This is a genomic window from Pseudomonas sp. H26/SER47-MNA-CIBAN-0231, from assembly GCF_040310465.1.
Classification (GTDB): domain Bacteria; phylum Pseudomonadota; class Gammaproteobacteria; order Pseudomonadales; family Pseudomonadaceae; genus Aquipseudomonas; species Aquipseudomonas atacamensis.
On the sequence record NZ_JBEOPW010000002.1, the window covers coordinates 492,401 to 517,097 of the forward strand.

The following is a 24,697-nucleotide window of genomic DNA, read 5'->3' on the forward strand; positions in this document are numbered from 1 at the left end:
TGTAGGAGCGAGGCTGCTCGCGATGGCGGCCTTGCGACCGCTACAAAATTCAGGTAACGGCGCGATTGAGTACGTGCCCCGGCTGCGCATAAAGATCAATGCCCAACGCATGAATCACCTTCAACACTGTGTCAAAGCGCGGCTTCGCTCCGGGAGCAAAAGCCTTGTACAAACTTTCACGACCCATGCCTGAATCCTTGGCGATCTGCGTCATTCCTCGCGCCTTTAACACGTAGCCGATTGCGCGAAGGAATTCTTCGCTGTCTCCGTCTGCAAGCACCTGTGACAGATACTCACTGATGGCTTCATCACTGTCGAGCAGCGCGACCATGTCGAAATTCGTCAAAGTCTGGCTCATGGTTAAACCTCCTTTGCCATTTTTTGTGCGCGTCGGATGTCTGCGCTTTGTGAGGATTTGTCGCGCCCGATGTCGTGCTTGACTCTATCCAAGTGGATAAAGATAAACAGTCGGCCAAGTCTTTTCCGAATGTTGGAAGTGTCGTCACAGTTTGTAGGCAACCAGCCAATCGCTTGTGAGAGCTGCGGGTGCAGCTACTGGCCTCATCGCGAGCAGGCTCGCTCCCACAGGGAATTGCATTCCAATGTCGGAGCGAGCCTGCTCGCGATGGCGGCCTTGCTACCGCCACATTTCACAAGACCGGATCAAGCCTGCGCCGCGGCACTCACCACCGGCCGGCCCGGTTTGCGCAGCGGATCCAGGCGTGACCCTTCATAGCGGGTTTCGCGGAAGAATTTCCAGCGGCCGAACAGGCAGTAGACGTGGGTCACCCGGCCCTGTTCCTGATAACCCATGCGGATATGCAGTTTCAGCGCCGGGATGTTATGGGTTTCACAGACGTCGACCACCTTGGTGCAACCCTGCGCCGCCATCGCTTGCCACAGTGCGACCTGCACGTCCACCGACAGACTGCTGCCAAAGTAGGCGCGGATCATTTCGCCGCCGAATTCGAAGAACTCGCCGGGTTTGACCGGGAAAGTGCAGCCGTAATAGTGGCGGTCGTGGTAGTCGCGAATGCTGCCCCAGATAAAGCCCACGGCGTGGCCATCGGCGTCCAGGTACATGTGCCCGGTGTGGCCTTCGGCAGCCAGTTCCGCCATGGTGCCGACACGGTCGCCGAAGTGTTTGCTGAACGCCACGGCATTCTGCGCGGTGATGTCGACTTTGCGCAGACCTTCATACGGGCGCAGTTTGTGCGGCGGCACCGGGCTGACCAGGTCGCGCTCCATCCACAGCAGTTCCCAGTGGAAGAACACGTAGCGTTTCCACAACGTCCCGACGGTGCGGCTCAGGCCTTTGTGTCTGATGCGATCTTGCACTTTGGTGATGATGCTCATGATGCCCCTCCAGGGTCTTGGCCCGGATGTTGTGGTGAGTGTCGTTACAGCGGTGATTCATTCGAGCGCCGTGGCACCCTGTGTTTCTTCTCGGCTGAGGTCGGCATACGAGACTCGCGCGACGCCCCTCAAACCCTGTTCGAGTACCTCGCTCAACGACTCGCCGGAGTCGAGATAGGCATCACCGAAATCGACGCCGAGGCGGGTCGGGTGGGCGACGATTTCCAGCACGCCGTCGCTGGGGACGCTGGCATTGCGCACGTCGACCGGGGTGCAGACGTAGTCGGCGGTGACCCGCGCCAGGCTCTGCAAACGGCCATTGAGCAAACCCTTGAATAGGCGCTTGGGCAGCGTGAGGTTGAGCCCGAGGTTGCGCGCCAGCCGGATCGGTACGCCTTGCTCGGCGGCAAACTTCGCGACGATTTCGCCGATCGGCCAGATGTTGTGTACGTGCTGGTGCGAGTCGATATGGCTCGGGCGCATGTCGTGATCAACGCAGCGTTGCCATTGCGCCTGCAACTCGGCGCGCACCGCGTCACGGTCTGCGCGGCCCAGCCACAGGCTGTGGCGGGGCAGGTTGAGGTCGAACACGCCGTTGCCATCGCAGAAGGTCCGCCGCCCCAGGATCGCCTGGCTCAGCGGGCGTCCGTAGGTCAGGTTGAAGTGCAGGCCGATCCGCCCTTGCAGCGCCGGATGGCGAGCCATGGTGCAGGCGGCTTCAAACGCCGGCATGTTGGCCATGGACGTGGCTGAGCTGATCAGGCCGGCCTGGAAGGCAGCGAAGATCACTGCGTTTTCGTTGGCGCTGAGACCGAAGTCATCAGCGTTGACTATGACTTGGCGAGGCATGGCCGCCCTCCGGAGTGATTGCGACAGGTTGCACCAGCGCTGCAGGTTTTTTGTTTGCACGGCGGGCCCGCCACTGTTGCACGGCGGGCTTGCAGCGATACCAGATGCGCAGCGCCAGACCCAATGCCAGCCCACTTGGGCGCCACGAATAGAAACTCCAGCGCCAGTGTTCCAGCTGCCCGGTCATGCGTTCGTGCAGTTGATGGCTGGAGTTTTCCAGGCTGACCCGCGAGGCATCGATCCAGTGCCAGTGCTCATCCAGGCCCCAGCGAATCCATTCCTCCAGCAACACCCGGCCACTGCCAAGGTCGGCGTATTGCGGCAGGAAGGCGAGGTTGTAATCGTAGAGCCGGCCCTGTTCGAGCAGGCCGAGGCGATAGCTGATGCAGCGGCCGTTCAGCTCAAGCATCACCACGCGGACCAGGCCTTGGCCGGCGAGGGCGGTGAAGGCGCGTTCGATCCATTGGCGGCTGCGCGGTGTGGCGAAAATACCGACGCCTTCATCGCCTTTCCAGCTCACCGCCTCGACTTCGCTGATGGTCTGCAACAAGGCAGCCATGCTCAGCGCATCTGGAGTGATCCGGCGGATCTGCGCACCGCACGCGGCGATCCGTTTGCGAGCCCGGCGCAGTTTGTAGCGCGGGTCGCCGGAGACTTCCTGATGGTCGGCTTCGCTGATCAGATGCACCGGCACCCGGCAGCTCAGGCGCCGTTCGGCAGTGGAACTGCGCGCCATCCATGCGGTGACGGCACTTTCTTCACCCGCAGGCTCCGACAATTCATTGAGTTGCAACAGCGCATGGGGCAGGCGCTGGCGAATCAGCAGTAGCGCCTCGTGCATGTCCTCGCCGCCGAGCAGCGACAGCAAAGCCAGACGATCGGCCAGCGGATAACCCAAGTGATGCAAGACCCGAAACGGCACGCCGGCGAAGCGCTCGCGGCTGGCCACCAGCGGCAGGCACAGGCGTAGTTCTGCGGCTTCCCAACCGAGCAGAATGTGCAGGTGCTGATCCTCACCCAGGGCCTGTTCCGCCGCACATAACCAGCCGAGATTGTTGAACGGCGTATGGTCGCTCACGCCCAGGCGCAGCGTTTCATACGCGGTTGCCGGGAAGTCGGCGGCGCACAGGGACGTGCGCCATTCGAATCGCATCACCATAGGTTCAGGCCGCCGTTGCGTTGACAGGTGGACGGGAAGTTTTACCCAGCGCCGCCAGGCGCGAACCGCTATAACGGGTTTCGCGATAGAAGCGCCAGCGGCCGAACAGCGTGTAGATATTTGTGATCCGCCGTTGTTCGGTATAGCTCATGCGCAGGTGCAGCTTGAGCGCCGGTATGTTGGTCGACTCACAGACATCGACCACTTTGCGGCAGCCTTGGGCGGCCATGGCTTCCCAGAGACGCAATTGCAGGTCTACCGACAGCTCTGTACCCCAGTAGGCCCGGGCCAGTTCGCCACCGAACTCGAAGAACTCACCGGGTTTCACCGGGAACCGGCAGCCGTAGTAATGCCGGTCGAAATAATCCCGCGGCGTGCCCCAGATAAACGCTACGGCATCGCCTTGCTCGTCGACATGCATGTGCCCGGTGTGGCCCTCTTTGGCCAGCTCGGCCATCGTGCCGACACGGTCACCAAAGTAACGCGCGAAAGCGCTGGCGTTGTCCGCCGTAATCCTGATAACGCGCAGTGGCGGATAGGGTTTGAGGCGGTGCGGCGGCACCGGGCTGACCAGGTCGCGCTCCATCCATAGCAGTTGCTGATGGGAAAAAATGTACAGTTTGCGGATCTTGCCCAAGGTCGCTCGCAGGCCTTTACGACGAATATGTCCGCTGAGTTTTTGCAAAACATCCATGGTCTCTTCTCCTGATGAGGGTGCCATGCGCGGCATCAAGCCCGCGCGGCAGAGCATCGAAGGGCGGCTCATGAAGCGCTCCAGCTCAGGGCAAACAGGGTTTGTCCCGGCAGTTCGAAACGCAGGCGCCCGTTGTCGCAGGCAAACGGTGCGTCGCGGCTGCGATTGTCGGCGCCGAAGTAACGCAGGGCGCCACGGTTCAGCGGGCACCTGGCGCCGCTCAGATCGACGCGTTGCAGGCGCGTCCCTTTGTTCACTCCGAGCAACGTGCGCTGCGCGTCGCCGGCCATCGCCAGCACATCCACCTCGAAGGCGTCGTTATCCAGTTGCAGCACTTGGCGCAGCCAGTGGCGGGCGATGAATTGCTGGGCCAGACCGACCGGTTTCAGCTCGAAGCGATCCTCGCCCAATATGCGCAACATGCCTTTGGGGTATTGCGGCTCATCGGCGGCCTGAAACCAGTTGAGCATGCTCAGCAAGCCGTCCTGCGAGGCATTGATCACCACTGAGGCCCACCACAGCGAGGTGTAGTGGGTTTCCTGATCGTAGGGGCTGAGGCTGGAGCCGCTGGACAGGTTGGTCTGATCGAGCAGCAAGGCCTTGCGCGGCTGACCATTGGCGTCGAGGCCGACCAGTTCGGCGGCGCGCCGCACACTGTCGCGGTAGACGCGGGTGGCGAGCAGATCGCGAATCATCCATTCATGCCAGGCCAGTGCATCGATCTGGTCGGCTGACTCGCTGAGCAGGCGCCGTGCCCAATCGATTCCGCGCTTGTCTGCCGCATTATCGGCGAACGGGCCGTTGACCAGTCGCGAGCTGGCCGGCATGGCGATGCGCACACCGGCGCGGGCATTCGCCGGGTCGCTGCGCACCTGACGCGCCATGCTGGTGAAAATCGCCAGATATTGCTCGTAGCTGGAGTAGTTGAGATTGGGCTCGTCGGCAAAGCCGATGTAATGCGTGCCGTTGCCGCCGAGGGCGCGGGTGCTCGCCAGCCAGGCGTCGAGGCCGCTGTTGCTCTGCACGTCGGCGCGCAGATCGGCCTGGCGCTGACTGCCGGCCAACAAGGTGATGTCGTTGCGGATGCCGAAACGCTGCTGGTACACCCGGCGGAATGCGTCCTCGAACTGCGGATTCTGCGCCGTGACGTCGACAAAACTGTAATAGCTCGCCGCCGTCGGCTTCAGCGCATCGAGCAGCGCGTGGCTGGCCGCTGGCGGCATCACGTAAGGCAGAGCGATGCCAAGATCCGGCGTGCGTCCGAGGACTTTGTCATGCAGTACCAGCCGCACCTCTGCGACCTCTTCACGCAGCGGTTGCAGTTGCTGCGGATTCTGCGCAAACAGATTGGCCGTGCCGTCGAGCCAGAACGCCGCTTTGCCGCTGCCTTGCAGTTGCAGACGCCAGACCTGCTCGCGGGGGCTGACTGGCAATGCAATCTGATCGAACTGCCAATAGGCGCGATAAGGCTTCAGTGCGAGGGTCAGCGCCTGGTGGTCGCCGATCCGCTGCGCCTGCAACGCGGTGACACCGCCATGGAATTTGCCGGCGAGCACTGCGCGCTCACCGGCTGCAACTTTGAAATACAGCACGTCGCCATTTTTGCTTTCGGCACTGAAGTGCACTTTGGCCGGGGCAAACAGGGCGACGGTGCGCGCATCGTGTTCGATGCGGTAGTGGCGGAAGCTGTAGCCGGGAATTTCCAGTCGATAACTCGCCGCGCCGGGCAGCAGCGGCCAGGTCTGACTGCCGCGGGTTTCGCTGGCCTTGATCAAGCGTTCGCCGAGCAATTTACCGCGACCGTCGAGCAGGTACAGCTGCTCTTCGTTGGCGTCCGCTTGCCACGCCGGGGTCCAGCGCACGGTCACGCTGTCAGGCTGATCGGTTTGCAGAAACAGACTGCCGTCACGAATCTCACCCCAGCGCATCGACGCCGCCAAAGCGTCCAGCGACAAGCCGAGACCGAACAGCAGGTACAGGCCTTTCATGCGGGCTTCCTCTGCAGCATCGACCACATCGGCAGCACGTCGCGGGGCAGGATGATCAGGGTTTGCCAGAACGGCACAGCGCTCAAACGGCAATACAGCACCAGCATGGCCACGGTCACCGCCAGATAGGCGATCGATGAGGCGGCGGCGGCGCCGACGATGCCGTAGGCCGGAATCAGCACCAGGTTCAGGGCCAGATTGAGTAGCGCGCCCAGGCCCATCAACAACGACACCGAGCCGGGGCGATTCTTGCCCAGCAAGTCCAGGCGCAGAATGCTCGCGTAGCACAGACCCAACAGCCCCGGCAGCAACGCCAGCAGCGCCGGGTACGCCGGTTGATAGGCAGCGCCAAACAGAGTAACGATCAACCATTCGCCGATCACGGCCATACTCAGGCAGGCGCCGAGCATCACCGTCGCGGTCAGGCGCAGCGCCAGCGGAGTGACCTTGTCCATGCCTTCATCCTGTTGCAGCAGGCGTTTCATCAGCGGTGTGGTCACCGCTTCGGGGACGATCAACAGCAATTCGGCAGCAGCACTGGCCATGGCGTAATGGCCCAGCGCGGTGCTGCCGAGCAGGGCGCCGATGAACAGGTAATCGGAGCGCAGGATCACTTGCTGGAACAGCAGATCGGGATGGCTGCGCGCGCTGTAGCGCAGCAGCTCCTTCTGGCTGGCGCGATCCCATTGCAGCTGCAATGGCTGCGCCCGCTTCAGCCAGACCCAACCGGCGAGTACCACCAGACTGATCCCGGCCAGCCAACTGATCAGCGCTGCCTCCAGCGCCGCGCTCTGCCACATCCAGAACAGTGCGACGAACAGCAACAGCGGCGCCAGCGATTCGATCAGGCGCAAGACGTTGAACGCGACCACGCCACCTGAGGCGTTGTGCAGGGTCAGCAGGCCGCTTTTCAACACGGTCAACGGCACCGCCAGCAGCAACAGCCAGGCGAGCAGGCCCAGTTGCATGGTCACGTCCAGCTGCGTGCCGAATTCGCGCACCAGCGCCACCACCAGCAAAGTCAGCAAACCGGCCAGCAGACAACCGAACACCAGCACCTGGCTGAGCAACAAACCCATCGGCCGCTGCTTCGCCGCCTGATAACCGACCGCCGAATTCAGACCGCCGCTGGTGGCCGCACTGATCAGATCCGGCAGGGTGCTGAGCAGGGCGAACAGGCCGCGTTCGCTGGGGCCGAGAATACGCGCGAGCAACACGTTGCGCAGCAAACGCAAGGCGATCATCGCCAGTTTGGTGCCCATGCTCAGCGCCAGATGCTTGAGGTAGTTGCCTCGGCTCATGGCCGCGCTCCCCGGTAAATCCGCCACGACAGCAATTGCGGATGGCGCGCGGTGCGCTGGCTGACGCCGAAACGCGGCAGGTTCAGCGGATCGCCGTCGCCGCGATAGATTCCGGTGCCGGTGCCCAGCGCAAACGGGTAATCGTGATCGGCGACCTGCTGGCGAACGCGATCATCGTTGTCGCCGTTGGGGTAGCAATACACCGGTAGAGGCCGATTGCAGCCGTTGCTCAAGGCCTCTCGGCTGCGGCGGATTTCTTCACTCAGGCGTACATCATCGAGACCGGTGAGGATTGCGTGGCTGGCGCCGTGTGGGCCGAACCGCACCAGACCGGAGGCTTCCATCGCCCGCACCTGATGCCAGTCCAGTGCCTGTGGCAGCGAGTCCTTCGGGCATTCGTCGGTGAGCTCTTCCAGTTCCTGCGGAGCCAGGCTTTTCAGCCCTTGCAGATAATGCAGCAGCGCCAGACTGCGGCGCTCGACATCGATGTCATCAAGCAGCACCGGCAGCGGATGCTTGCGCGCATGCAGGCATTCGATCAGGTGCATGCGGGCTTTATCGCCATGGCTGCCCCAAAGGGTTTCGCCGAGGCTTTCCCACCAGAAGCGCTGGCGGCTGCCGATGAAATCAGTGGAGAGGAAAATGCTCGCCGGCACCTGGTGTTTCTGCAGCAGCGCGAAGGCGTTGACGGCGTTGTCACGCCAGCCATCGTCAAAGGTCAGCGCCACCCGTGGGCGCTCGCTGCGCAGGGCGTTGGGCTGGAGAATTTCCATCAGCGGCACGCAGTCGAAATGCTTGCGCAGCCACACCAGCAAATGCTCGAACGCTTTCGGTCCGACGCACAGTTCATTGCGGTGCGGCAGGTCGGCGGCGCGGTCGTTGGACAGCACGCGATGCAGCATCAGAATCACCCCCGCGCCCTGCAACTGCTGACGGCCCACCGGCGAGTTGAGGTAGAGCCAGCCACTGGTGCTTTTTATCAGTTGTTTGATCGCCATGGCTTCGGTCCTCTTAACGGTTCTGTTCCGGATTCCACTGGGCATACCGCTGGCCGCGCAGGAACTGCCACAGGCCGAGACTCATCCCGGCGAGGGTGACCAGCAGAAACGCGGCGAGGCGGAACGGTTTCGGCAAGCGGTGTTGCGCATCCAGCAGGCCGGCAATTGCCACGCTGTAGCCGAACAGTTGCGCGATCAGGCTCAGGCGATAGAAGGCGTGCTCGTCCCACAGCCAGCAATTGCTCAGCAGCAATGGCAGAAGAAGAACCGGCGCTAGGCGGCGGATCAGTTTGTGGCTGATCAACGCCAGTGAATACAGGCCATGCTTGAGCGGATTGAGCAGCTCGCGGCGCTGGGCCAAGCTTTGCAGGCCGCCGACGGTGACGCGCTGACGACGGCGAAACTGCTTGTCCGCTTCGTCGACGCCATGGTCGATAACCTGCGCTTCGGGCACGTAGACGATGCGCTTGCCGGCCACCGGTGCGCAGGTGCTGATGAAGAAATCGTCGTTGACCTCGGCCGGTACGTTCTGGAACAACTCGCGGCGCAGGGCGAGCAGGGCGCCGTCAGCGGAGACCATGCAGCCGGTGCGGTTCTCGACCCGGCGCAGCCAGCCTTCGTAATGCCGGTACAGGCTGTCGCCGATGCTCAGGCCGGCACCAGTAACCGGGATCACCATGTGCCCGGCGCAAGCGCCGACCTGCGGATCGCTCAGCGGCGCGAGCAAGTGGCCGAGGGTGTCGCGCGACCATTGGTTGTCGGCATCGGTGAACACCAGAATGTCGCCTCTGCTCAGGGCCGCGCCGGCATTCAGCGTGGCGGCTTTGCCCTGACGCGGCAGGTCGAGCACGGTGATGCGCGGATCTATCACCTTGTGTGCGCAGGCCACGGTGTCATCGGTCGAGCCGTCGCTGGCGAGAATGATCTGCAGCGTCGCCGGTTGATAATCCTGCGCCAGCAGCGTGCGCAGCTTGTGCTCGATATGCCGCGCCTCGTTGTGCGCGGCGATGACGATGCTGACGTTCAGCGGTGGCGCCGGCGTGTGTCGCCACGCCGGAAACAGCGGCGCGAGAATCGTCAGCAAAAGCGGGTAGCCGATGTAGGCATAGACCGGCAGCAACAGGCACATCCAGAAAATGAACTCAGCCACGGGCAGGCCTCCTTGCGTTCCACTGACACAGACTCAAAATGAACGCCGCGCCGGCCAGGTGCAGGCGCAGCCAGTGCAGGCCCCACAGTTGCAGGGTCAGGAGCGGATCACGGTGCTTGAGACTCTGGCGAACGCTCAGTACCAGCCCCGGCACCAGGGTCAGCGTCACCATTAGCGCTGCGTGGTGCGGAAAACCGTCGAGCAGCGCCGAAATCGCCAGAAAGTCCAGCAGCCAGACGAATAACGACAGCATCGGGAAGCGCAGCAGGCGCAGGCTCATGCCATGGGTGCGCAGCAGTTGCAGGTGGCTGCCCTGACGCCACATTTCTTTGCCCATCCATTCGCGCCAGTTCATTTCATAACCCCAGTGCAGGGCAACAAGGTCATTGACCGACAGCAGGCGCGCGCCCTGTTCGTGCAGGCGCAGGGTGAATTCCTTGTCTTCGCCAGTGCGCAGGGTCTCGTTGAAACCGCCGACCTTGTCGAACCATTCGCGACGCATCAGCAGATTGGAACTGGGCAGCCAATCGACGCTGTGGCTGACGCGGTGCGACGCCTGCGAAGTGCGGCGCTGCCAGGCTGTGGCGAACCATGGCGCTTCGGCCGGGGTGTGCAGGTCCAGGCCGAACACATCGGCCTGGCCACCGGCTTCGATGTCGAATAACGGCTGCAACCAGGTTTCCGGCATTTCTACGTCGGCGTCGATGAAGGCCAGCCATTCCCCGCTGGCGATCGCCGTGCCGCGATTGCGCAGCGCGCCGATCAACAGCCCCGGCAAGCTCAGCACGGTTGCGCCGAACTGCCGGGCAATCTGCGGACCCTGATCGGTCGAGCCGTTGTCGACCACGATCAGCTCGCACTCGACATTGGCCGCGTGTGCGGCTTTCTGCGCGGCGAGCAGGGTACGGCCAATGTGCCGCGCCTCGTTGTACATCGGGATGACGATGCTGATCCGCTTCATGCCTGCGTCTCCGTAGTCAGTGGCGCCTGCTCGGCCTTGATGCGCAGCACGCTGGTCAGCGCCAGCATGATCCACACGTATTTCTGGTTCGGCGCGCTGAGGAACATCAGGAACAGGGTCAGCGACAGAAAGCTCACCCCCAGGTGGGTCATCATGTCAGCCCGATATCCGTCACCGCGCAGCATCCACGCCGCTCGCGCGCGGATCAGGTTGTACAGACCGAGCCCGAGCATGCCGACGAAGAACAGCCCGGCGGGAACGCCCAGTTCGCTGAAGATTTCCAGATAGGTGTTGTGGGCGCGGCGGTACAGATCGCCGATCTTGCGGTTGGCGGAAAACGCCTTGGCGTAACCGGTGGTCGCGTAATGCAACGGGAAGGTGCCGGGGCCGGAGCCGAGTACCGGGTGCTCGCGGATCATCTGGCTGCCGACGACGATGTAGGAAGCACGGCGGCCGAGGGATTCGTCCTGCGCCTTGGAGCCGGCGCTGAGGATGCTCAATGACTGGATCCGCGCCATGTAACCGGCCGGCATGGCGTAGATCGCCAGCGGAATCACGATGGCCGCACCGAGCATGACGAAACCCAGGTGCCGTGGGCGGATGTGGGTCAGTTGCGCGCGGTAGTGCCAGATGCCGATGAGCAGACTCAACGCCAATACCACCAGGCCTGAGCGCGATTCGGTCTTGGTCATGCCACCGAGCAACAGCAGGCAGCAAGTACCCCAGAACAAGCGGTGCAGCAGGTTCGGACTGCGGATCACCAGCAGCAGTCCAAGAGGAATGGCGAAGGCGATCAGCATGGCGAAGGCGTTGGGGTCTTCGAGCAGGCCGGCGGCGCGGCCCTGATCCTGAAACTTCGCCGAGAACATCGCCATGGCGCAGGTCGCCGTGACGGCGAGGGTCACCAGCCGGGCGAACAGGTCGAGGTTCAGTTCGCGGCCGATCAACAACGTAATGACAAACAGCACCAGACCAACGCTGAGTTCGCGCAGGTGCCCCAGCGACATGCCCATGTCATCGGTATTGAGCAGGCTGAGAAAATACAAAACCATGAAGCCGATCAGGCAGTGCCACAGATTGCTGCGCAGGCGCTGCGACGGAATCTGGTGCAGCGCCAATTGCAGCATCACGATCACTGCCAGCGAGGCGCCGAGCAACTTGCTGCCCGACACCGAGCTGTCCTTGAAGAACCCTTCGAACGGCACCAGCGCGGCAATGCCGAGCAGGCCCCAGGTCGGCTTGCGGTACAGAACGGTGAAACCGACCAGACCAATAACCGCCCCCGGTGCCAGATACGGCCAGGGACTGGCCAGCAAACCGAGGCTGACCAGGGCGAACAGACTGACGATCGAGAGCGGGAAAATCATGCGCGTGTCTCCCGTGCCGTTTGGATGTACAGCTGCGACCAGCGTTCGGCCAAAGCCTTGAGGTCGTAGCGCTCCTGTTGGGTGCGTCTGGCGTTGTCGCGCAACTGCGCGGCCAGCTTCGGTTCGGCCAGCAAGGTGTCGAGCTGGCGGGCGAGGGCGGCGGTATCCGTCGGCGCGGCGAGCAGGCCGTTGTGGCGGTCCTGCAAGACATCGGGAATGCCGCCGACCGCGAACGCCACCACCGGCACGCCGGCCTGCATCGCTTCGAGCAGAATCATCGGCGTGCCCTCGGTGCGCGAGCTGATCACCAGCGCATCGAGTTGCTGCCACCAGCCTTGCATCGCCGTCTGGTAGCCCGGCAAGCGAATCCGCCGCTGCAACCCGGCAGCATCGATGCGCGCCTGCAAGGCCTCGCGTTCCGGGCCGTCGCCGAGCATCACCGCGTCCAGTTGCGGATGCTGGTGACACAGGCCGATCAGCGCATCGAGAAACAGATCCGGGCCTTTTTCGCTGCTCAACCGGCCGACGTAACCGGCCAGCCAGCGTTGCCGCTCTGCCACCGGCTGCATTGCCGGTGCTGCTGGCAAACCGTTGGGAATCACCTGCAACTTCTCCGCGCTCACGCTGGCCTTCAGATGCAGCGTGGCGATGCTGTGCGCCACGCAAACCACCCGTTTCACCGACGCCGTGCGGCACAGTTGCAGGCTCAGCCAGGTGTAGAACTTCTGCTTGCGGCTGCGCGGGGTGAAGCCGTGCTGGGTGATCACCAGCGGCAGGCGCAACAGCGTGGCGCCGACCCAGCCGAACAACAGCCCTTTGAAGTTGTGGGTGTTGAGCAACGGCTTGTCGCCACGGCGCTGACGCAAGTGCCGCAGCAATTCGCCGAGCCCGGCACAAGCGCGAGCGTCCACCCCGGCTTCACGAAAGCGCGAGATCAGCTCAGGCGGTGCGTCGAGGAACAGCACTTGGTGCTGCCCCGGCGTGGCCAGGCAATGATCCAGCAACATCCGCTCGGCCCCGTAGAAGCCGCCGCTGCTGAGCAAGTGAATGATCGGCAGGGCGACGATTGGGGTGGACACCGCGTTCAATTGCGCACCCAGTGAACCAGGCTCGGCATGGTCCAGTTCTTGTGCGGATTGCCCGGCTGCGACGTTTCTTCGTTGAGCACCAACAGCACTGGCAGGCCCAGCTCATGGCTGATTTGCGCCGGATGCTTGAACCGATGGTCGAAGAACTCACGCACGTAGACGAACGCGATTGCCAGCAGCAAACCGGTGAACAGCCCGAACGGAATGATCAGCAGTGGTTTTGGGAACGCCGGCTCGGTCGGTTCGAACGGTGGGCTGAGCACCCGGGCGTTGGACAGGTCATCGTTGAGCGAGCGCGTGGTGCTGCTTTCGGCGAAGCGCTGGGCATAGGTCGAAAACGCTGCGTGCAACGCATCGATCTCGGTGTCCATCTGGCGCAGTTTGCTCTGGGTCTGCTGCAAGTCGCGGATGCGGTTCTTGAACTCGGCGATGCGTGCGGTTTTCTGCTCGATCACCTGCTTGACCACGGCCAGGTCGGCGGTGCGTTCCTGGATGCGGTTGCTCACCACTTTGAGAAACTGCTGACGGGTGCGGGCGATCTGCTCGCGGGTCAACAGCATCGGTTCGCTGCCGGGCTGGAACACCGCCAGATCGTTCATGTAACGGCTGACCTGGCTGGTCAGTTGCTCGCCCATCTGTTTGATTTCCCGGTCCTCGAACGCCACGTTGTCGACGGTGGTGGTGAAGGTGTAGGGGAAGGTGTAGTCGTTGAGCTTGCTGCTGCTGGCGGCGGCGAGCGCGGTTTTCAGATACTCGAGCCAACGCTGGCTTTGCAGCAGGCGATCCTGATACAGGTTCAGCGCCTGTTCTTCAGTGTTGATGGCGTTGAGGCGGAAGGTGATTTCTTCCTTCGGATCCGCCGCGCCGACATTTTCCAGCAGCGCTTGGCGGTTACCTTCCAGACCATCGAGCCGCACTTGATACTGGTGTTTTTTGGTCTCGTAGAACGACTGCGGCAAGTCGATCGATTGCAACGCCTGACGGCTGACCAGATAGTTCTGCAGCAGGGCGCTGACAAACGTCGTGCCTTGCTGCGGATCCGGGAAGCTGTAGGTGATCGAGATCACGTTGGAGCCGGGCAGGGTCTCGATTTTCAGGCTGTCGACGGCTTGCTGGGTCAGGGCGTCGAGGGTGGTGTCACGCACCGGATCGGTTTCCATGCCGAGCCCGTTGCGCAGCGGGTTGATGACGTACTCGCGCAGCGGTGTCGAGACGTAGCGCTTGAACGGTTCGCCAAGCAACTTGGCGAACACCCCGGGTGGCGGGCTGTATTCACCGTTGTCGCGCAGTTCGCTGATGGTCTGACGGATCAGCGCTGGCGAACGGAGGATATTGCTCTCGGTTTCCATGTCCGCCAGCGACGGCGGAATGAACGTGGCGTTGTCCACCGTGAGCGACGTGGTGGCGTCACCCTGAGAGAGTTTTTTCGACTGCACGATGACCTGCGCGGTGATATCGAAGCTCTGTTTGAGCAGCAGCGGCAGGAGCAGGGCGATGACTGCAAAGGTCAGGAAGACGCGCTTCACCAGTTGCTTGTTGGCGAAGAAAATCCTGAAGAACTCATGCAGGTAGTTTTCCTTTGGGTTCATGTCGGTCACCTGTGAGTTAGTTGTCACTGTCTTTGTTGTCGACGCGGTAGCCGAAGCTGAAACCGACGCCCTGGAACAGCACCACATCAGCCAGTTGGCGGGCGAGTTCGCCGGCGCTGGCCAGTTTGGTTTTTGGCACGTAGAGCATGTCGTCCGGTTGCAGGTAAGCGATTTGCGGGGCATCGCCGGACAGGGCTTTTTCGACGTCGTAGCGCACCGCTTTCACCTGATTGCCGTTGCGCCGCATGATCACTACCGAATCCAGCCGGGCCTTGACGTTGGTACCGCGCGCCAGAGTCAGCGCCTCGAGCACCGACACCGGCCGGCGGATCGGATACGAGCCCGGTTGTGCGACCTCGCCGAGCACGTAGATCTCGTTGCCTGCGGTGGACTTGAGCAGCACGTCCACGGTCATGCGGCCCGGCAGTTGCGCGTACTTTTTGTTGAGGAAGGTCTCCAGTTGATTGACGGTCATGCCTTGCAGCGGCACGGCGCCGATTTCCGGAAAACTCGCGTAGCCGTCAGTGCCGACGGTGATCTCCCGGCTCATGCCGGTGGCCGGGTGATTGAGGGCGCTTTTCAGGTTCTGCTCGTTGCTCAGCGGGCTGATGATCTGCACGGTGAGCTGGTTGCGGTTGGGCTGGAACAGCTGTTTGCGCTGATAGACGCGCTGGATTTCCTGGCGCGCTTCTTCGCTGGTCAGCCCGGCGATTTTCACCGAGGTGTTGGCGCCCGGCAGTTCGATGGTGCCGTCGGGCAGCACCAGTTGATTGCCGTTGAGCTGGCTGGCGGCGGTGAAATTCAGGCCGATCTGGTCGCCCGATTGCACGCGGTAGGCGTCCGAACCGCTGGTGCTGATATGGAAGATCACGTCCAGCACATCCTGCGGGCGCAGGGTCTGCTCGATCTTCGGCATATCGGTCGCCTGGGCGTTGGCCGGGGAGGCGGTGAGAATATTCACCGGCATGTTCTGGGTGTCGGAAGTGCTGGAGCAGCCCGCAAGCGGCAGCAACAGCAGGACAAGCATTCTGGCGTTCATGGCGTCATCCTTTGCGTTCGCTTACAGGTTTTTGTAAAGCCATTTGGGCATGTAGTACTTGCGCCGGTTGAACACGCTGCCGACCACTTTCGCCCCGGCCTGAGTCAGGCGTTGCACAGCGGCCTGGGCGACTTCCCAGCGGGTGTCTTCGGCGCGCACGACAAACACCACGCCGTCGACCTGAGTGCTGATGACCAGGGTGTCGGCGGCGGAATACACCGCGTCGCCGTCGATCACCACAAAGCGGTACTGGCTGCCCAACTGGTCGAGCAACGGGCTCAGGCGCTCGGCGGTCAGGTGTTCCAGCGTGCGGATCGGCCGGCCGTTGGGCAGCACATGGAAGGGCAGGCTCGAGACCTGCACCACGCAGTCCTGCAACAGCGGCGGGTTGCCCGGGTTGAACAGCAGGTCGCGCAGGCCGCGCTCCTTGCCGAGGTTCATCTGCTGGGTGAGGTTGTTCGCCGACTGGCTGGCATCGACCAGCAGCACCTGGCCGCTGCTCATCTGCGCCAGTTGACTGGCCAGTGCCAGCGCGCTGGTGGTGGTGCCGGCGCCGGGGTTGGCGGCGGTCAGGAACAGAATGCGCAGATCGAGATCCAGCACGGTCGAAGTCAGATTCGATTCGCTGGGGCTGGCGATGCTCAGGCTTTTATTGGTTGAACCGTCCATTAGCTTGCTCCGTGGCCGCTGAATACTTTGAAGGGGGTTTTCAACAGAATCTTCAGATCAAGCAGAAGGCTCTGCTCGGCGATGTAGCTGAGGTCCAACTCAACGCGCTGGTCGAAGTCGATGTTGCTGCGTCCGGAGATCTGCCACAGACCGGTCATACCGGGGTAGATCGCCAGACGCGCGAGGTGATTGTCCTTGTAGCGGTAAGCGTTGAACGAGGTCGGGCGAGGGCCGACCAGGCGCATGTCGCCGGTCACCACGTTGATCAGATTCGGCAGCTCATCGAGGCTGGTGCGCCGCAGAAAACTGCCGATGCCGGTGATGCGCGGGTCTTTGTCGATCTTGAAGTCGATGGCGTCTGCCCCGTGCTTGTTCAGGTGGCGCAGCGACTCTTTGAGCTCTTCGGCGTTGCTGACCATGGTGCGGAACTTGAACATGCCGAACTTGCGCCCGCGATAACCGGTGCGTTTCTGCACGAACAGCACCGGCCCCGGGCTGGTGAACTTGATGGCCAGGGCCAGGCCCAGCAGCACCGGCGAGATCAGCACGAGAATCGTCAGCGCACCGAGGCAGGCGACCACCCGATTGGTCCGCGACAGCTGCCATGGGCGGCCGCCATCGCGGCCGCTGAGCCAGCCGCGACCCTGACGGTGAATCGCTGCGTCGAGGCGCATGCGATGTTCCGGGTCGACGCGCTTGTCAGGGCGCATCTGTGCAATCGACACACTTCTTTCATGTCCAGTCATGGCGTCCTCCGCATTCAATCAGCCGCAAGCGGCGCACGGGCAGTGGGGTAGTAGTCGCGGAACCAGGCGATGAAGCGGCCCAGTCCTTCATCCAGTTCTATCCGGGGCTGGAATCCGGTGGCCTGGGCCAGATCGCTGGCCTCGGCGCAGGTGTTGAGCACGTCGCCCGGTTGCAGCGGCAGCAGCTCGACAATGGCTTGCTGATCGAGATGTTTTTCCATCAGCGCGAGGTAGGTTTTCAGCGCGACCGGCTGCTGCCCGCCGATGTTGAACAGGCGCCACGGCGCCATGCTGCTGGCCGGGTCGGGCTGCTCGCGATCCCACTGCGGGTTGGCTTGCGGTGGCTGATCGATGAGGCGAGCGATGCTTTCGATGATGTCGTCGATGTAGGTGAAGTCGCGCTGGTGCTCGCCGTAATTGAACAGCTTCAGCGGCTCGCCTTCGCTGATCGCCCGGGCGAACTGGATCGGCGACATGTCCGGCCGCCCCCAAGGCCCGTACACGGTGAAAAAGCGCAGGCCGGTGCAGGGAATGCCGAACAGATGGCTGTAGCTGTGCGCCATCAGTTCATTGGCTTTTTTGGTCGCGGCGTACAGCGACAGCGGATGGTTGACGCCATCCTTGACCGAGTAAGGTGTGTGCTGATTGGCGCCGTACACCGAACTCGACGAGGCGTAGATCAAGTGCTCGACCGGGTGATGCCGGCAGCTCTCGAGAATGTTCAGGAAACCGTTGAGGTTGCTGTCCAGATACGCCCGTGGATTGTCCAGCGAATAACGCACCCCGGCCTGCGCAGCCAGATGGATCACCACTTGCGGCTGCTCGCGGGCAAACAATGCGTCGATCGCCGAAGCGTGGGCCAGATCCACCGTGGCCAGCGGAAAATCGCCGACCTGCTCGCGCACCCACTGCACGCGGTCGTGCTTGAGCTGCGGGTCGTAGTAGTGGTTGAAATTGTCCAGGCCGACCACCGAATGCCCGTCGCGCAGCAAGCGCAGGACGCAATGAGCACCAATGAAGCCGGCGGCACCGGTCACCAGAATCTTCATGGCCGCAGCCCTTCAGGGGCGATGTGGCGCAGGCCGATGCCGCTGTAATGCAGGCCGGCGGCGGCAACCTGTTCCGGGTTGTAAAGGTTGCGCCCATCGATGATCACCTTCGAACGCAGCTTCTCGGCGAGCAGTTCGAAATCGACTACGCGGAAGTTTTTCCACTCGGTGCAGATCACCAGCGCGTCGGCGTCTTCAAGGGTGTCGTCGCGGGTCGCGCACAGGTGCAGGTCGTTGCGGTAGCCGTAGATGCGCCGGCACTCGGACATGGCTTCCGGATCGTAGGCCTGCACGCTGGCGCCTTCGGCCCACAACGCGTCCATCAGATAACGGCTCGGGGCTTCGCGCATGTCGTCGGTGTTCGGTTTGAACGCCAGGCCCCAGACCGCAATGGATTTGCCGGCCAGGCCCTGGGGAAACTGCGCGCGCAATTTGCTGAACAGGATGTGCCGCTGGCTGTCGTTGACGTCGGTGACGCTGCGCAGCAGTTTCAACGGCATGCCGTTGTGTTCGGCGGTGTGCAGCAAGGCACGCAGATCCTTGGGAAAGCACGAGCCACCGAAGCCGCAGCCCGGATAAATGAAGTGGTAGCCGATGCGCGGATCGGAGCCAATGCCTTTGCGCACCGCTTCGATGTCGGCGCCGAGCAGTTCGGTGAGGTTGGCCAGTTCGTTCATGAAACTGATGCGGGTGGCGAGCATCGCGTTGGCCGCGTACTTGGTCAGCTCGGCGCTGCGGTTGTCCATGAACATCAGTTTTTCGTGATTGCGGCAGAACGGCGCGTACAGCTCGCTCATCTGTTCGCGGGCAGCGTCGTCGCGGGTGCCGATGATGATCCGGTCCGGGCGCATGCAGTCGGCGAGGGCGCTGCCTTCCTTGAGAAATTCCGGGTTGGATACCACGCGCACCTGCAGCTCGGTTTTGCCGCGCAACAGCAATTCACTGGTCGCAGTCGCCAGAACCTGGTCGGCAGTCCCGACCGGCACCGTGGATTTGATGATCAGCGTACGATCAGCCTCCATCAGGCCGGCGATCTGCCGGGCGACGTTGAGCACATGGCTGAGATCGGCGGAGCCATCCTCGTCCGCCGGGGTGCCGACGGCGATGAAAATCAGCTCGGCGTGAGTCACCGCATCACTGGCCTGAGTGCTGAACAACAAGCGCCCGGCCTTGATGTTTTCTTCAAGTGTTGCGGACAGGCCTGGCTCACTGATGGGCGGTACCGCTTGTTGCAGTTGTTTGATCTTGTTCGGATCAATATCAATGCATAAAACCCGATGGCCGACATCGGCAAGTGCAGCGGCTTGTATAAGTCCGACATAGCCAGTGCCAAATACGCTCACGTCCATCTGCGCACCTCAATAAAACCAGAAAAGTTAACTACGGAATGAGATTGTTAAAGGGGTATAGCGCAGGGTTTGGAAAGCGTGTCAGCAAAATGACATGTTGCACGGGTATAACACTTGAGGCGTTTTTGGCGATTGGCCATCAAGTCATTGCTGCCATTGAATTTGTTGATTTCTTGCAGATTTGTTCAGATTTTATTTAACCGACAGACGGTCTAAGTCCCCGAAATTAAAGGCTTTCACCGCTACCGGTGTGTCAGATTTGAGTCACCGTTTTTTTGACGCTTTCCCCGCCTATCAGTCATTTCTTGCGCTTTGATGGCCGGGTGCTAGTGTCAGGAGCTGACCGACAAACCTTTGACATTTGCCCTTTTCCGATCACCGGTATCGCCATGTTCAAATACGCCAAGGAATTGCTCTTAGTTGCCCATCTGTTGCTCTTTTCCGACTATTACGTGGATCGGTTAAATGCTATTGGGTGGGGTTTTAATGTACTTGTTTTTGGCGCGATGTTTTTGGCGCTTACTTTCGCGTTATATCTAACTGCCTATATACGTCAGGCTCTCGTTCGACATGCATTCGCATTAACGATGTTTGCCGCAGCGGTTTTTTTTGATGTTTACACACGGGTTACCGCGGATTACCTGAGGTACAGCGATTTTGTCTCGCTGGTGTACTCCGGCGGCTTCATTCAGGAAGCGGCCTATCAGTATCGCGATGCGATCCTGCGCGCGGTGCTCAGTGGCTTGCTGCTGTTGTTCGGCATCGGACTCAAGCCGCGTCATGCGCAGTTCATACCCAACACGTTGCGGGTCGCGGCGCCCCTCGTCGGCGTATTGATGCTCAGCGGATTGTTGTTTCTACGAGCGGGTGAGGGCGCACGTGGCCTGCCGATCATGTACACGCCGCTGGCTTACCTGAACCTGTTTGCCTATGAAGCGTTGCACGATACTGTCGGCCCCCGTGAAGCGGTGACGCTTGCGCGCGCCACGCCCGCCGTCGGCCATGACATTGTGCTGATCATCGACGAAAGCATTTCCGGCAATTACCTCGACATCAACGCGCCGTTCGGCGTGCACAGCAACCTCAAGCAAGCGCCGGCCGGGGTCGATGTCTTCAACTTCGGTTATGCCGCGTCCATTGCCAATTGCAGCGCCGACACCAACGTCACCTTGCGCTACGGCGGCACCCGCGCCGACTACAGACGCATCAACAGCACGTTGCCGTCGATCTGGCAGTACGCGAAAAAGGCCGGGCTCGGTACGGTCTACATCGACGCCCAGCGCACCGCCGGCAACCTGCAGAACCTGATGACCGCCGCTGAGAAAAACGACATCGACAGTTTCGTGCAATTCGACCAGACCAGCGTGCGCGACCGCGACATGGCGGCAGCGGCGAAGCTGATTGAACTGCTCAACGACGATCGCCCCGAGCTGATCGTGATCAACAAGGTCGGCGCGCATTTTCCGGTGCATGACAAGTACCCGGACGCGTTCATGGCCTACCGGCCAACGCTGCCCCGCGGACAGTTCACTGAAGTCGCCGACACTGGCGAACGCACCGGTTTCAACGGCCAGCCGGATGACTGGGTGCTGTATCGCAACGCCTACAAGAACACGCTGTTGTGGAACGTCGGCGAGTTCTTCGCCCGGGTGTTTGCCCAGGCCAACCTGAACAACGCGCTGCTGATCTACACCTCCGATCATGGCCAGGATCTGCATGAGCGCGGCAATCCGGGCTTGAATACCCACTGCGGCGGCGACCCGGTGGAAGAGGAGGGGCTGGTGCCGCTGGTGGTGATCCAGGGCCGTGGATTGCAGACGCCGGACTGGGCGGCGAATCTGCCAGCAAACAAGGACCGCTCCAGCCACTACAACATCTTCCCGACACTGTTGCAGGTGATGGGCTACGACTTGGCCGCGATCGAAGCGGTGTATGGCAAACCGCTGAGCGTGCCGACGGCGGATGAGTTCACTTTCAACTACCGCTTCAATGCGCGGTTGGGCGCCAAGCCTGAGTGGAAGCATATTGATCTGGGCAGCATCGTTACGCCTGAGCGGGCACCGGCGAGTGTGGCTGCGGGGCAGTGAGTTCTGGATTGCTCGGGCGGGCCTCTTCGCTGGCAAGCCAGCTCCCACAGGGTTCGAGGTTGTTCACAAATCCTGTGTCAGCACTGGCCTCTGTGGGAGCTGGCTTGCCAGCGATGGGGCCAGCACTGACACCAGCCAATTCAAAGCTTCAGCCACCGCGCCCGATACTCCCCAGGCGCGCACCCCAGCCAGCGCGCGAAAGCCCGGTTGAATCCCTGCACATCGCTGTAACCCAACCGATCCGCCACTTCGACCAGTTCCAACGCCCCGGACTGCAACAGGTCCTCGGCCTGATAGCGCCGATGCTCATCGAGCAGTTCGCTGAAAGTCCAGCCCAACGCCTTCAAGCGCCTTGCCGCCGTGCGCTCAAGCACATGCTGTGTAGCACAGAACTGCTGCCAATCCGCTGTCGCCAGATCTTCGATCAGATAATCGCTGAGCTGTCCGAGCAAGGTCGATTCACTGAGACGTCGGGTCTGTTCCAGCAGATCGACAAGCGTTGTTTCCAATGCCGGATTGCCCGGTGTCAACGGCATCACGAACAGCTGAGGATCCAGATGAATCGCCGCGCATGACTGCTCTGCGCTCACCGGGGTGCGCAATGCCGATTGATGCTGCTCGCGGCTTGCCGATGCCAATGCCACACCCAGCACCGGATCACGATTCACGCCGCTGGCCAGCAATTTGCGTCGTACCAGGCTGCACAAGCTGACAAGGATGTAATCGGTCAGCGCCGCCGGAGCACCAAGACTGCCGGCTTCGACCAGACGCAGTGTTACGCCGTCATCTTTACGCAGGATTTGCACACGGAAATGTCCGTTGAAAAACGCAAAGTACTCGGCGAAAAACGCACAGGCACGTTCCAGCGACACGGCGACATCGAACAGATAGGTCAGCCCGTTGGTGGCCGTCGAAACGAAACGTTCACCCGCCGCCAGACCGATCAGTGGATCGCCGCTCTGTTCCACGGCAAACGCCCAGAAGCGCCGCGACATCAGCAGCGGCATGCGCGTGAACGGCGTGCGCAGATCGAACAGGCTGCGGCGCAGTTGTGCTTCGATTGCGCCTTGGCTAATGCCGCGCGCGAGCAATTCTTCAATGGCCGGCAGCAGGGTCGGCGCGTAAAAAGCGTTGGCGGGTTGCGGATGGGTTTTGCTCATGTTGTGCGCGCGTCTCCCGTCGCTCCGTTAGCCGCCAGCAAACGCTGATCGACGCTGAGGATCGCCTCGATCATCGCCCGCGCTGCTGGCGTCAGGGTAAAACCGGCGCGGCTGACGATGCCATAACCCAGTTGCAGCGCCGGCTCGTCATGGGGGACGTCGACAAAGTCGAGCAGCTCGATCAGGCCGCGATCAAGTTGTTCACGCAAGGCCTCAAGCGTGGCCAGCCCCACCGCGTCGGAGCGCAGCACTACGCGCTGGATCGCGTCAAATTGTGCGCACTCGACGCTCGGGGTGAAGTCCTGCTCACCGAGGATATCGGCGAGCACCTTGCGGATCATCGGTGGAATGCGCGTGCCGACGATCGGGTAATCGAGCAGGGCGCGCAATCGCAGGTCTCGTTGCGCGAGGAGCGGATGGCCGGCGCGACAGAAAAACCGTCCCGGCCGCGTGCGCAGCAGGTGCACCTGATACTGCGGATCGCTGACAAAGTGCCGCGCATCGGCGACGAAAAACTCGATCTGCTGCTCGCGCAACCACAGCGTCAATTGCTGCCAGTCGCCCTGATGAAACCGCGTGCGAATCGCCGGATGCGCATCAATGAAGTCGGCCAGCGCTTCCGGCACCAGCACCTGCGCCGGATACGGGCCGCAACCGAATTGCAGTTCGCCGCCGGTGAGGCCGTTGTATTGCGTCAATTCGTTGTGCAGCGCCTGACTGCCAGCGAGCAGGCGCCGCGCATGTTGCAGCACCAGTTGGCCTTGCCCGGTCAGGCGAAACTCACGGCTGCTGCGCTCGACCAGCTCGCAGTCAAGGTCACGCTCCAGGGTCTGGATGCTGCGGCTGAACGCCGGTTGGCTGAGGTTGATCGCCTCGGCGGCGCGCCCGAAGTTGCGGTAATCGGCGAGGGCGACCAAATGGCGAAGCTGGCGAAGATCCATCATGCGTCTCCTGCATTTTGCGGATACTTTTAATGCATTGGATCGATAGCACGTCCGCTGGCATAAGTACACGCCTGTTCTTCGATGGCCGCCTTCATGTCTCAGCCTCTGTTCGCCTCCAGCGCGTTTACCCGCACGATTCTCGCGCATGCCCGTCAGTCCGGACTGTGCCCGCAACGCTTGATGGCGCGCGTGGGGATCTGCCCGTCAGTGCTCGCCGGGCAGCATCAATTGATCGCCGCACAAGCGGTTGAACAGTTGTGGCGTGAGTGTGAATGGTCAGGGGTAGCGCCGACGTTTGGCTGTGAACTGGCCGACGGGATGGCGACCGATTGCCTGCAAGGACTGAATATTCTGCTCGACTCGTCCGCGACCTTGCGGGCCAGTCTGAAGTGCTTCATCGACTGCTTGCCAAGGGTGATCAATTACGTTGCGGTGGAACTGGTCGAGGCGGGCGACGTGGCTCATTTGCGCCTGCGTTCGCAGCAGGGGCAGTTGCATCATTTCGCTCTGGATGCGGCAGTGATAACGCTGGTGCGTAATATTGCCCGTCGATTGGGCGGGGCGCCTGGAGATTTGTTTGTGAGTGTCAGCCTGCGCCCGGCGCAAATGGCCGGTGGCTGGCTGCGTGGAGTGGGCATCGCGGTGGAGCAGGGCGAACGTCTGTGCCTGACCTTGCCGCGCTCCAGGCTCGATCAGGCCTTGCTGGGCGCCAACCCGTTTCTGCACCAGAGCATGCTGCGTCACTGGCACGCTGAAACCCGCGCACCTGCGCGTGAGGACAATCTATCGATGGCGCGGCACTGGCTGACGGCGGGTGATCAACCGATCGAACGGATAGCTGAGCGGCTGGGTTATCGCCAGCCGAGCAACTTCATCCGCGCGTTTCGCAAACAGTTCGGGATTACGCCGAAGCAGTTTCGGTTGAATCCGGGGCAGGTTTGTTGAAAGCAGGATTGAGGTGATTGATCGTTATTGAGGGTGCCAACAAGATTTACCCCCTCACCCCAGCCCTCTCCCCCAAGGGGGCGAGGGGGAAAGGGAGCCGATCTTCATGGCGTTCGGAATCTGAGTTCAACTCGGTATCCCACGTCGGCGTATCTCGTACATCCAACACGGTCAGTCCCCTCTCTCTCCGGGAAGGGGGCTTATGAATC

General features: G+C 61.9%; 22 protein-coding genes. 2 read left to right on the forward strand and 20 right to left on the reverse strand.

Annotated elements, in window-relative coordinates; genetic code table 11:
- Positions 1 to 49: 49 nt before the first annotated feature.
- From AAEZ10_RS05175 to AAEZ10_RS05260, 18 genes are all read right to left on the reverse strand, one after another.
- Entirely contained in the window at positions 50 to 358 is a 309-nt protein-coding gene (locus tag AAEZ10_RS05175) for an addiction module antidote protein (RefSeq protein WP_071171759.1), read from the reverse strand.
- 305 nt (positions 359 to 663) lie between these two features.
- Positions 664 to 1,356, reverse strand: coding sequence for a GNAT family N-acetyltransferase (locus tag AAEZ10_RS05180; protein WP_071171760.1), 693 nt, complete (start codon positions 1,354 to 1,356; stop codon positions 664 to 666).
- 57 nt (positions 1,357 to 1,413) lie between these two features.
- Entirely contained in the window at positions 1,414 to 2,205 is a 792-nt protein-coding gene (locus tag AAEZ10_RS05185; protein ID WP_071171761.1) for a carbohydrate deacetylase, read from the reverse strand.
- Positions 2,177 to 3,364, reverse strand: coding sequence for a GNAT family N-acetyltransferase (locus AAEZ10_RS05190; RefSeq protein ID WP_130926459.1), 1,188 nt, complete (start codon positions 3,362 to 3,364; stop codon positions 2,177 to 2,179). Before AAEZ10_RS05190 ends, AAEZ10_RS05185 begins: the two co-directional genes overlap by 29 nt.
- 4 nt (positions 3,365 to 3,368) lie before the next feature.
- Entirely contained in the window at positions 3,369 to 4,058 is a 690-nt protein-coding gene (locus AAEZ10_RS05195; RefSeq protein WP_122751105.1) for a GNAT family N-acetyltransferase, read from the reverse strand.
- Between the two features lie 68 nt (positions 4,059 to 4,126).
- Positions 4,127 to 6,046, reverse strand: a complete 1,920-nt coding sequence (locus AAEZ10_RS05200; protein ID WP_350568201.1) for a hypothetical protein — start codon at positions 6,044 to 6,046, stop codon at positions 4,127 to 4,129.
- Complete coding sequence (locus AAEZ10_RS05205) at positions 6,043 to 7,347, reverse strand: oligosaccharide flippase family protein (RefSeq protein WP_095179530.1); 1,305 nt, start codon at positions 7,345 to 7,347, stop codon at positions 6,043 to 6,045. Before AAEZ10_RS05205 ends, AAEZ10_RS05200 begins: the two co-directional genes overlap by 4 nt.
- Positions 7,344 to 8,345 carry a polysaccharide deacetylase family protein gene (locus AAEZ10_RS05210; RefSeq protein ID WP_122747233.1) on the reverse strand — a complete coding sequence of 334 codons (1,002 nt, stop codon included), beginning with the start codon at positions 8,343 to 8,345 and terminating at the stop codon, positions 7,344 to 7,346. The genes AAEZ10_RS05205 and AAEZ10_RS05210 overlap by 4 nt, the downstream gene beginning before the upstream one ends.
- Positions 8,346 to 8,358: 13 nt before the next feature.
- A complete protein-coding gene (locus tag AAEZ10_RS05215; protein ID WP_350568206.1) occupies positions 8,359 to 9,495 on the reverse strand; it encodes a glycosyltransferase family 2 protein in 1,137 nt (378 codons plus the stop codon).
- Positions 9,488 to 10,456: a glycosyltransferase gene (locus AAEZ10_RS05220; RefSeq protein ID WP_350568208.1), complete on the reverse strand. Its 969-nt coding sequence runs from the start codon at positions 10,454 to 10,456 to the stop codon at positions 9,488 to 9,490. Before AAEZ10_RS05220 ends, AAEZ10_RS05215 begins: the two co-directional genes overlap by 8 nt.
- Positions 10,453 to 11,823, reverse strand: coding sequence for an O-antigen ligase family protein (locus AAEZ10_RS05225; protein WP_350568210.1), 1,371 nt, complete (start codon positions 11,821 to 11,823; stop codon positions 10,453 to 10,455). Before AAEZ10_RS05225 ends, AAEZ10_RS05220 begins: the two co-directional genes overlap by 4 nt.
- Entirely contained in the window at positions 11,820 to 12,911 is a 1,092-nt protein-coding gene (locus AAEZ10_RS05230; RefSeq protein ID WP_350568213.1) for a glycosyltransferase family 4 protein, read from the reverse strand. The genes AAEZ10_RS05225 and AAEZ10_RS05230 overlap by 4 nt, the downstream gene beginning before the upstream one ends.
- The gene (locus tag AAEZ10_RS05235; protein WP_071171770.1) at positions 12,908 to 14,500 is read right to left on the reverse strand and encodes a GumC family protein; all 1,593 of its coding nucleotides are present in this window, start codon (positions 14,498 to 14,500) and stop codon (positions 12,908 to 12,910) included. The genes AAEZ10_RS05230 and AAEZ10_RS05235 overlap by 4 nt, the downstream gene beginning before the upstream one ends.
- A 16-nt stretch (positions 14,501 to 14,516) precedes the next feature.
- Positions 14,517 to 15,539, reverse strand: coding sequence for a polysaccharide biosynthesis/export family protein (locus AAEZ10_RS05240; protein ID WP_041478599.1), 1,023 nt, complete (start codon positions 15,537 to 15,539; stop codon positions 14,517 to 14,519).
- 21 nt (positions 15,540 to 15,560) lie between these two features.
- Positions 15,561 to 16,208, reverse strand: coding sequence for a CpsD/CapB family tyrosine-protein kinase (locus AAEZ10_RS05245; protein WP_024012451.1), 648 nt, complete (start codon positions 16,206 to 16,208; stop codon positions 15,561 to 15,563).
- Positions 16,208 to 16,954 carry a sugar transferase gene (locus AAEZ10_RS05250; protein WP_122506407.1) on the reverse strand — a complete coding sequence of 249 codons (747 nt, stop codon included), beginning with the start codon at positions 16,952 to 16,954 and terminating at the stop codon, positions 16,208 to 16,210. The genes AAEZ10_RS05245 and AAEZ10_RS05250 overlap by 1 nt, the downstream gene beginning before the upstream one ends.
- A gap of 14 nt (positions 16,955 to 16,968) precedes the next feature.
- Entirely contained in the window at positions 16,969 to 18,003 is a 1,035-nt protein-coding gene (locus tag AAEZ10_RS05255) for an NAD-dependent epimerase (protein ID WP_076567416.1), read from the reverse strand.
- The gene (locus AAEZ10_RS05260) at positions 18,000 to 19,352 is read right to left on the reverse strand and encodes a UDP-glucose dehydrogenase family protein (protein ID WP_016774103.1); all 1,353 of its coding nucleotides are present in this window, start codon (positions 19,350 to 19,352) and stop codon (positions 18,000 to 18,002) included. The genes AAEZ10_RS05255 and AAEZ10_RS05260 overlap by 4 nt, the downstream gene beginning before the upstream one ends.
- Positions 19,353 to 19,741: 389 nt before the next feature.
- On the opposite strand from AAEZ10_RS05260, the gene AAEZ10_RS05265 reads away from it, so the two are divergent.
- On the forward strand, positions 19,742 to 21,439 hold the full coding sequence (locus AAEZ10_RS05265) for a sulfatase-like hydrolase/transferase (protein ID WP_350568219.1): 1,698 nt from the start codon (positions 19,742 to 19,744) through the stop codon (positions 21,437 to 21,439).
- Positions 21,440 to 21,579: 140 nt separating this feature from the next.
- Here the strand turns inward: AAEZ10_RS05265 and AAEZ10_RS05270 are convergent, their stop codons facing one another.
- Entirely contained in the window at positions 21,580 to 22,599 is a 1,020-nt protein-coding gene (locus AAEZ10_RS05270; protein ID WP_350568222.1) for an AraC family transcriptional regulator, read from the reverse strand.
- Positions 22,596 to 23,540 carry a LysR family transcriptional regulator gene (locus AAEZ10_RS05275; RefSeq protein WP_122707110.1) on the reverse strand — a complete coding sequence of 315 codons (945 nt, stop codon included), beginning with the start codon at positions 23,538 to 23,540 and terminating at the stop codon, positions 22,596 to 22,598. Before AAEZ10_RS05275 ends, AAEZ10_RS05270 begins: the two co-directional genes overlap by 4 nt.
- A 96-nt stretch (positions 23,541 to 23,636) precedes the next feature.
- Here AAEZ10_RS05275 and AAEZ10_RS05280 point away from each other — a divergent pair, with 96 nt between their 5' ends.
- Entirely contained in the window at positions 23,637 to 24,488 is an 852-nt protein-coding gene (locus AAEZ10_RS05280; RefSeq protein WP_350568225.1) for an AraC family transcriptional regulator ligand-binding domain-containing protein, read from the forward strand.
- Positions 24,489 to 24,697 lie beyond the last annotated feature (209 nt).

Bases quoted from the DNA above. Each gene is read 5' to 3' on its own strand.
- AAEZ10_RS05175 (WP_071171759.1), bottom strand. From the start codon at position 358: ATGAGCCAGACTTTGACGAATTTCGACATGGTCGCGCTGCTCGACAGT.
- AAEZ10_RS05180 (WP_071171760.1), bottom strand. From the start codon at position 1,356: ATGAGCATCATCACCAAAGTGCAAGATCGCATCAGACACAAAGGCCTG.
- AAEZ10_RS05185 (WP_071171761.1), bottom strand. From the start codon at position 2,205: ATGCCTCGCCAAGTCATAGTCAACGCTGATGACTTCGGTCTCAGCGCC.
- AAEZ10_RS05190 (WP_130926459.1), bottom strand. From the start codon at position 3,364: ATGGTGATGCGATTCGAATGGCGCACGTCCCTGTGCGCCGCCGACTTC.
- AAEZ10_RS05195 (WP_122751105.1), bottom strand. From the start codon at position 4,058: ATGGATGTTTTGCAAAAACTCAGCGGACATATTCGTCGTAAAGGCCTG.
- AAEZ10_RS05200 (WP_350568201.1), bottom strand. From the start codon at position 6,046: ATGAAAGGCCTGTACCTGCTGTTCGGTCTCGGCTTGTCGCTGGACGCT.
- AAEZ10_RS05205 (WP_095179530.1), bottom strand. From the start codon at position 7,347: ATGAGCCGAGGCAACTACCTCAAGCATCTGGCGCTGAGCATGGGCACC.
- AAEZ10_RS05210 (WP_122747233.1), bottom strand. From the start codon at position 8,345: ATGGCGATCAAACAACTGATAAAAAGCACCAGTGGCTGGCTCTACCTC.
- AAEZ10_RS05220 (WP_350568208.1), bottom strand. From the start codon at position 10,456: ATGAAGCGGATCAGCATCGTCATCCCGATGTACAACGAGGCGCGGCAC.
- AAEZ10_RS05225 (WP_350568210.1), bottom strand. From the start codon at position 11,823: ATGATTTTCCCGCTCTCGATCGTCAGTCTGTTCGCCCTGGTCAGCCTC.
- AAEZ10_RS05235 (WP_071171770.1), bottom strand. From the start codon at position 14,500: ATGAACCCAAAGGAAAACTACCTGCATGAGTTCTTCAGGATTTTCTTC.
- AAEZ10_RS05240 (WP_041478599.1), bottom strand. From the start codon at position 15,539: ATGAACGCCAGAATGCTTGTCCTGCTGTTGCTGCCGCTTGCGGGCTGC.
- AAEZ10_RS05245 (WP_024012451.1), bottom strand. From the start codon at position 16,208: ATGGACGGTTCAACCAATAAAAGCCTGAGCATCGCCAGCCCCAGCGAA.
- AAEZ10_RS05250 (WP_122506407.1), bottom strand. From the start codon at position 16,954: ATGACTGGACATGAAAGAAGTGTGTCGATTGCACAGATGCGCCCTGAC.
- AAEZ10_RS05255 (WP_076567416.1), bottom strand. From the start codon at position 18,003: ATGAAGATTCTGGTGACCGGTGCCGCCGGCTTCATTGGTGCTCATTGC.
- AAEZ10_RS05260 (WP_016774103.1), bottom strand. From the start codon at position 19,352: ATGGACGTGAGCGTATTTGGCACTGGCTATGTCGGACTTATACAAGCC.
- AAEZ10_RS05265 (WP_350568219.1), top strand. From the start codon at position 19,742: ATGTTCAAATACGCCAAGGAATTGCTCTTAGTTGCCCATCTGTTGCTC.
- AAEZ10_RS05270 (WP_350568222.1), bottom strand. From the start codon at position 22,599: ATGAGCAAAACCCATCCGCAACCCGCCAACGCTTTTTACGCGCCGACC.
- AAEZ10_RS05275 (WP_122707110.1), bottom strand. From the start codon at position 23,540: ATGGATCTTCGCCAGCTTCGCCATTTGGTCGCCCTCGCCGATTACCGC.
- AAEZ10_RS05280 (WP_350568225.1), top strand. From the start codon at position 23,637: ATGTCTCAGCCTCTGTTCGCCTCCAGCGCGTTTACCCGCACGATTCTC.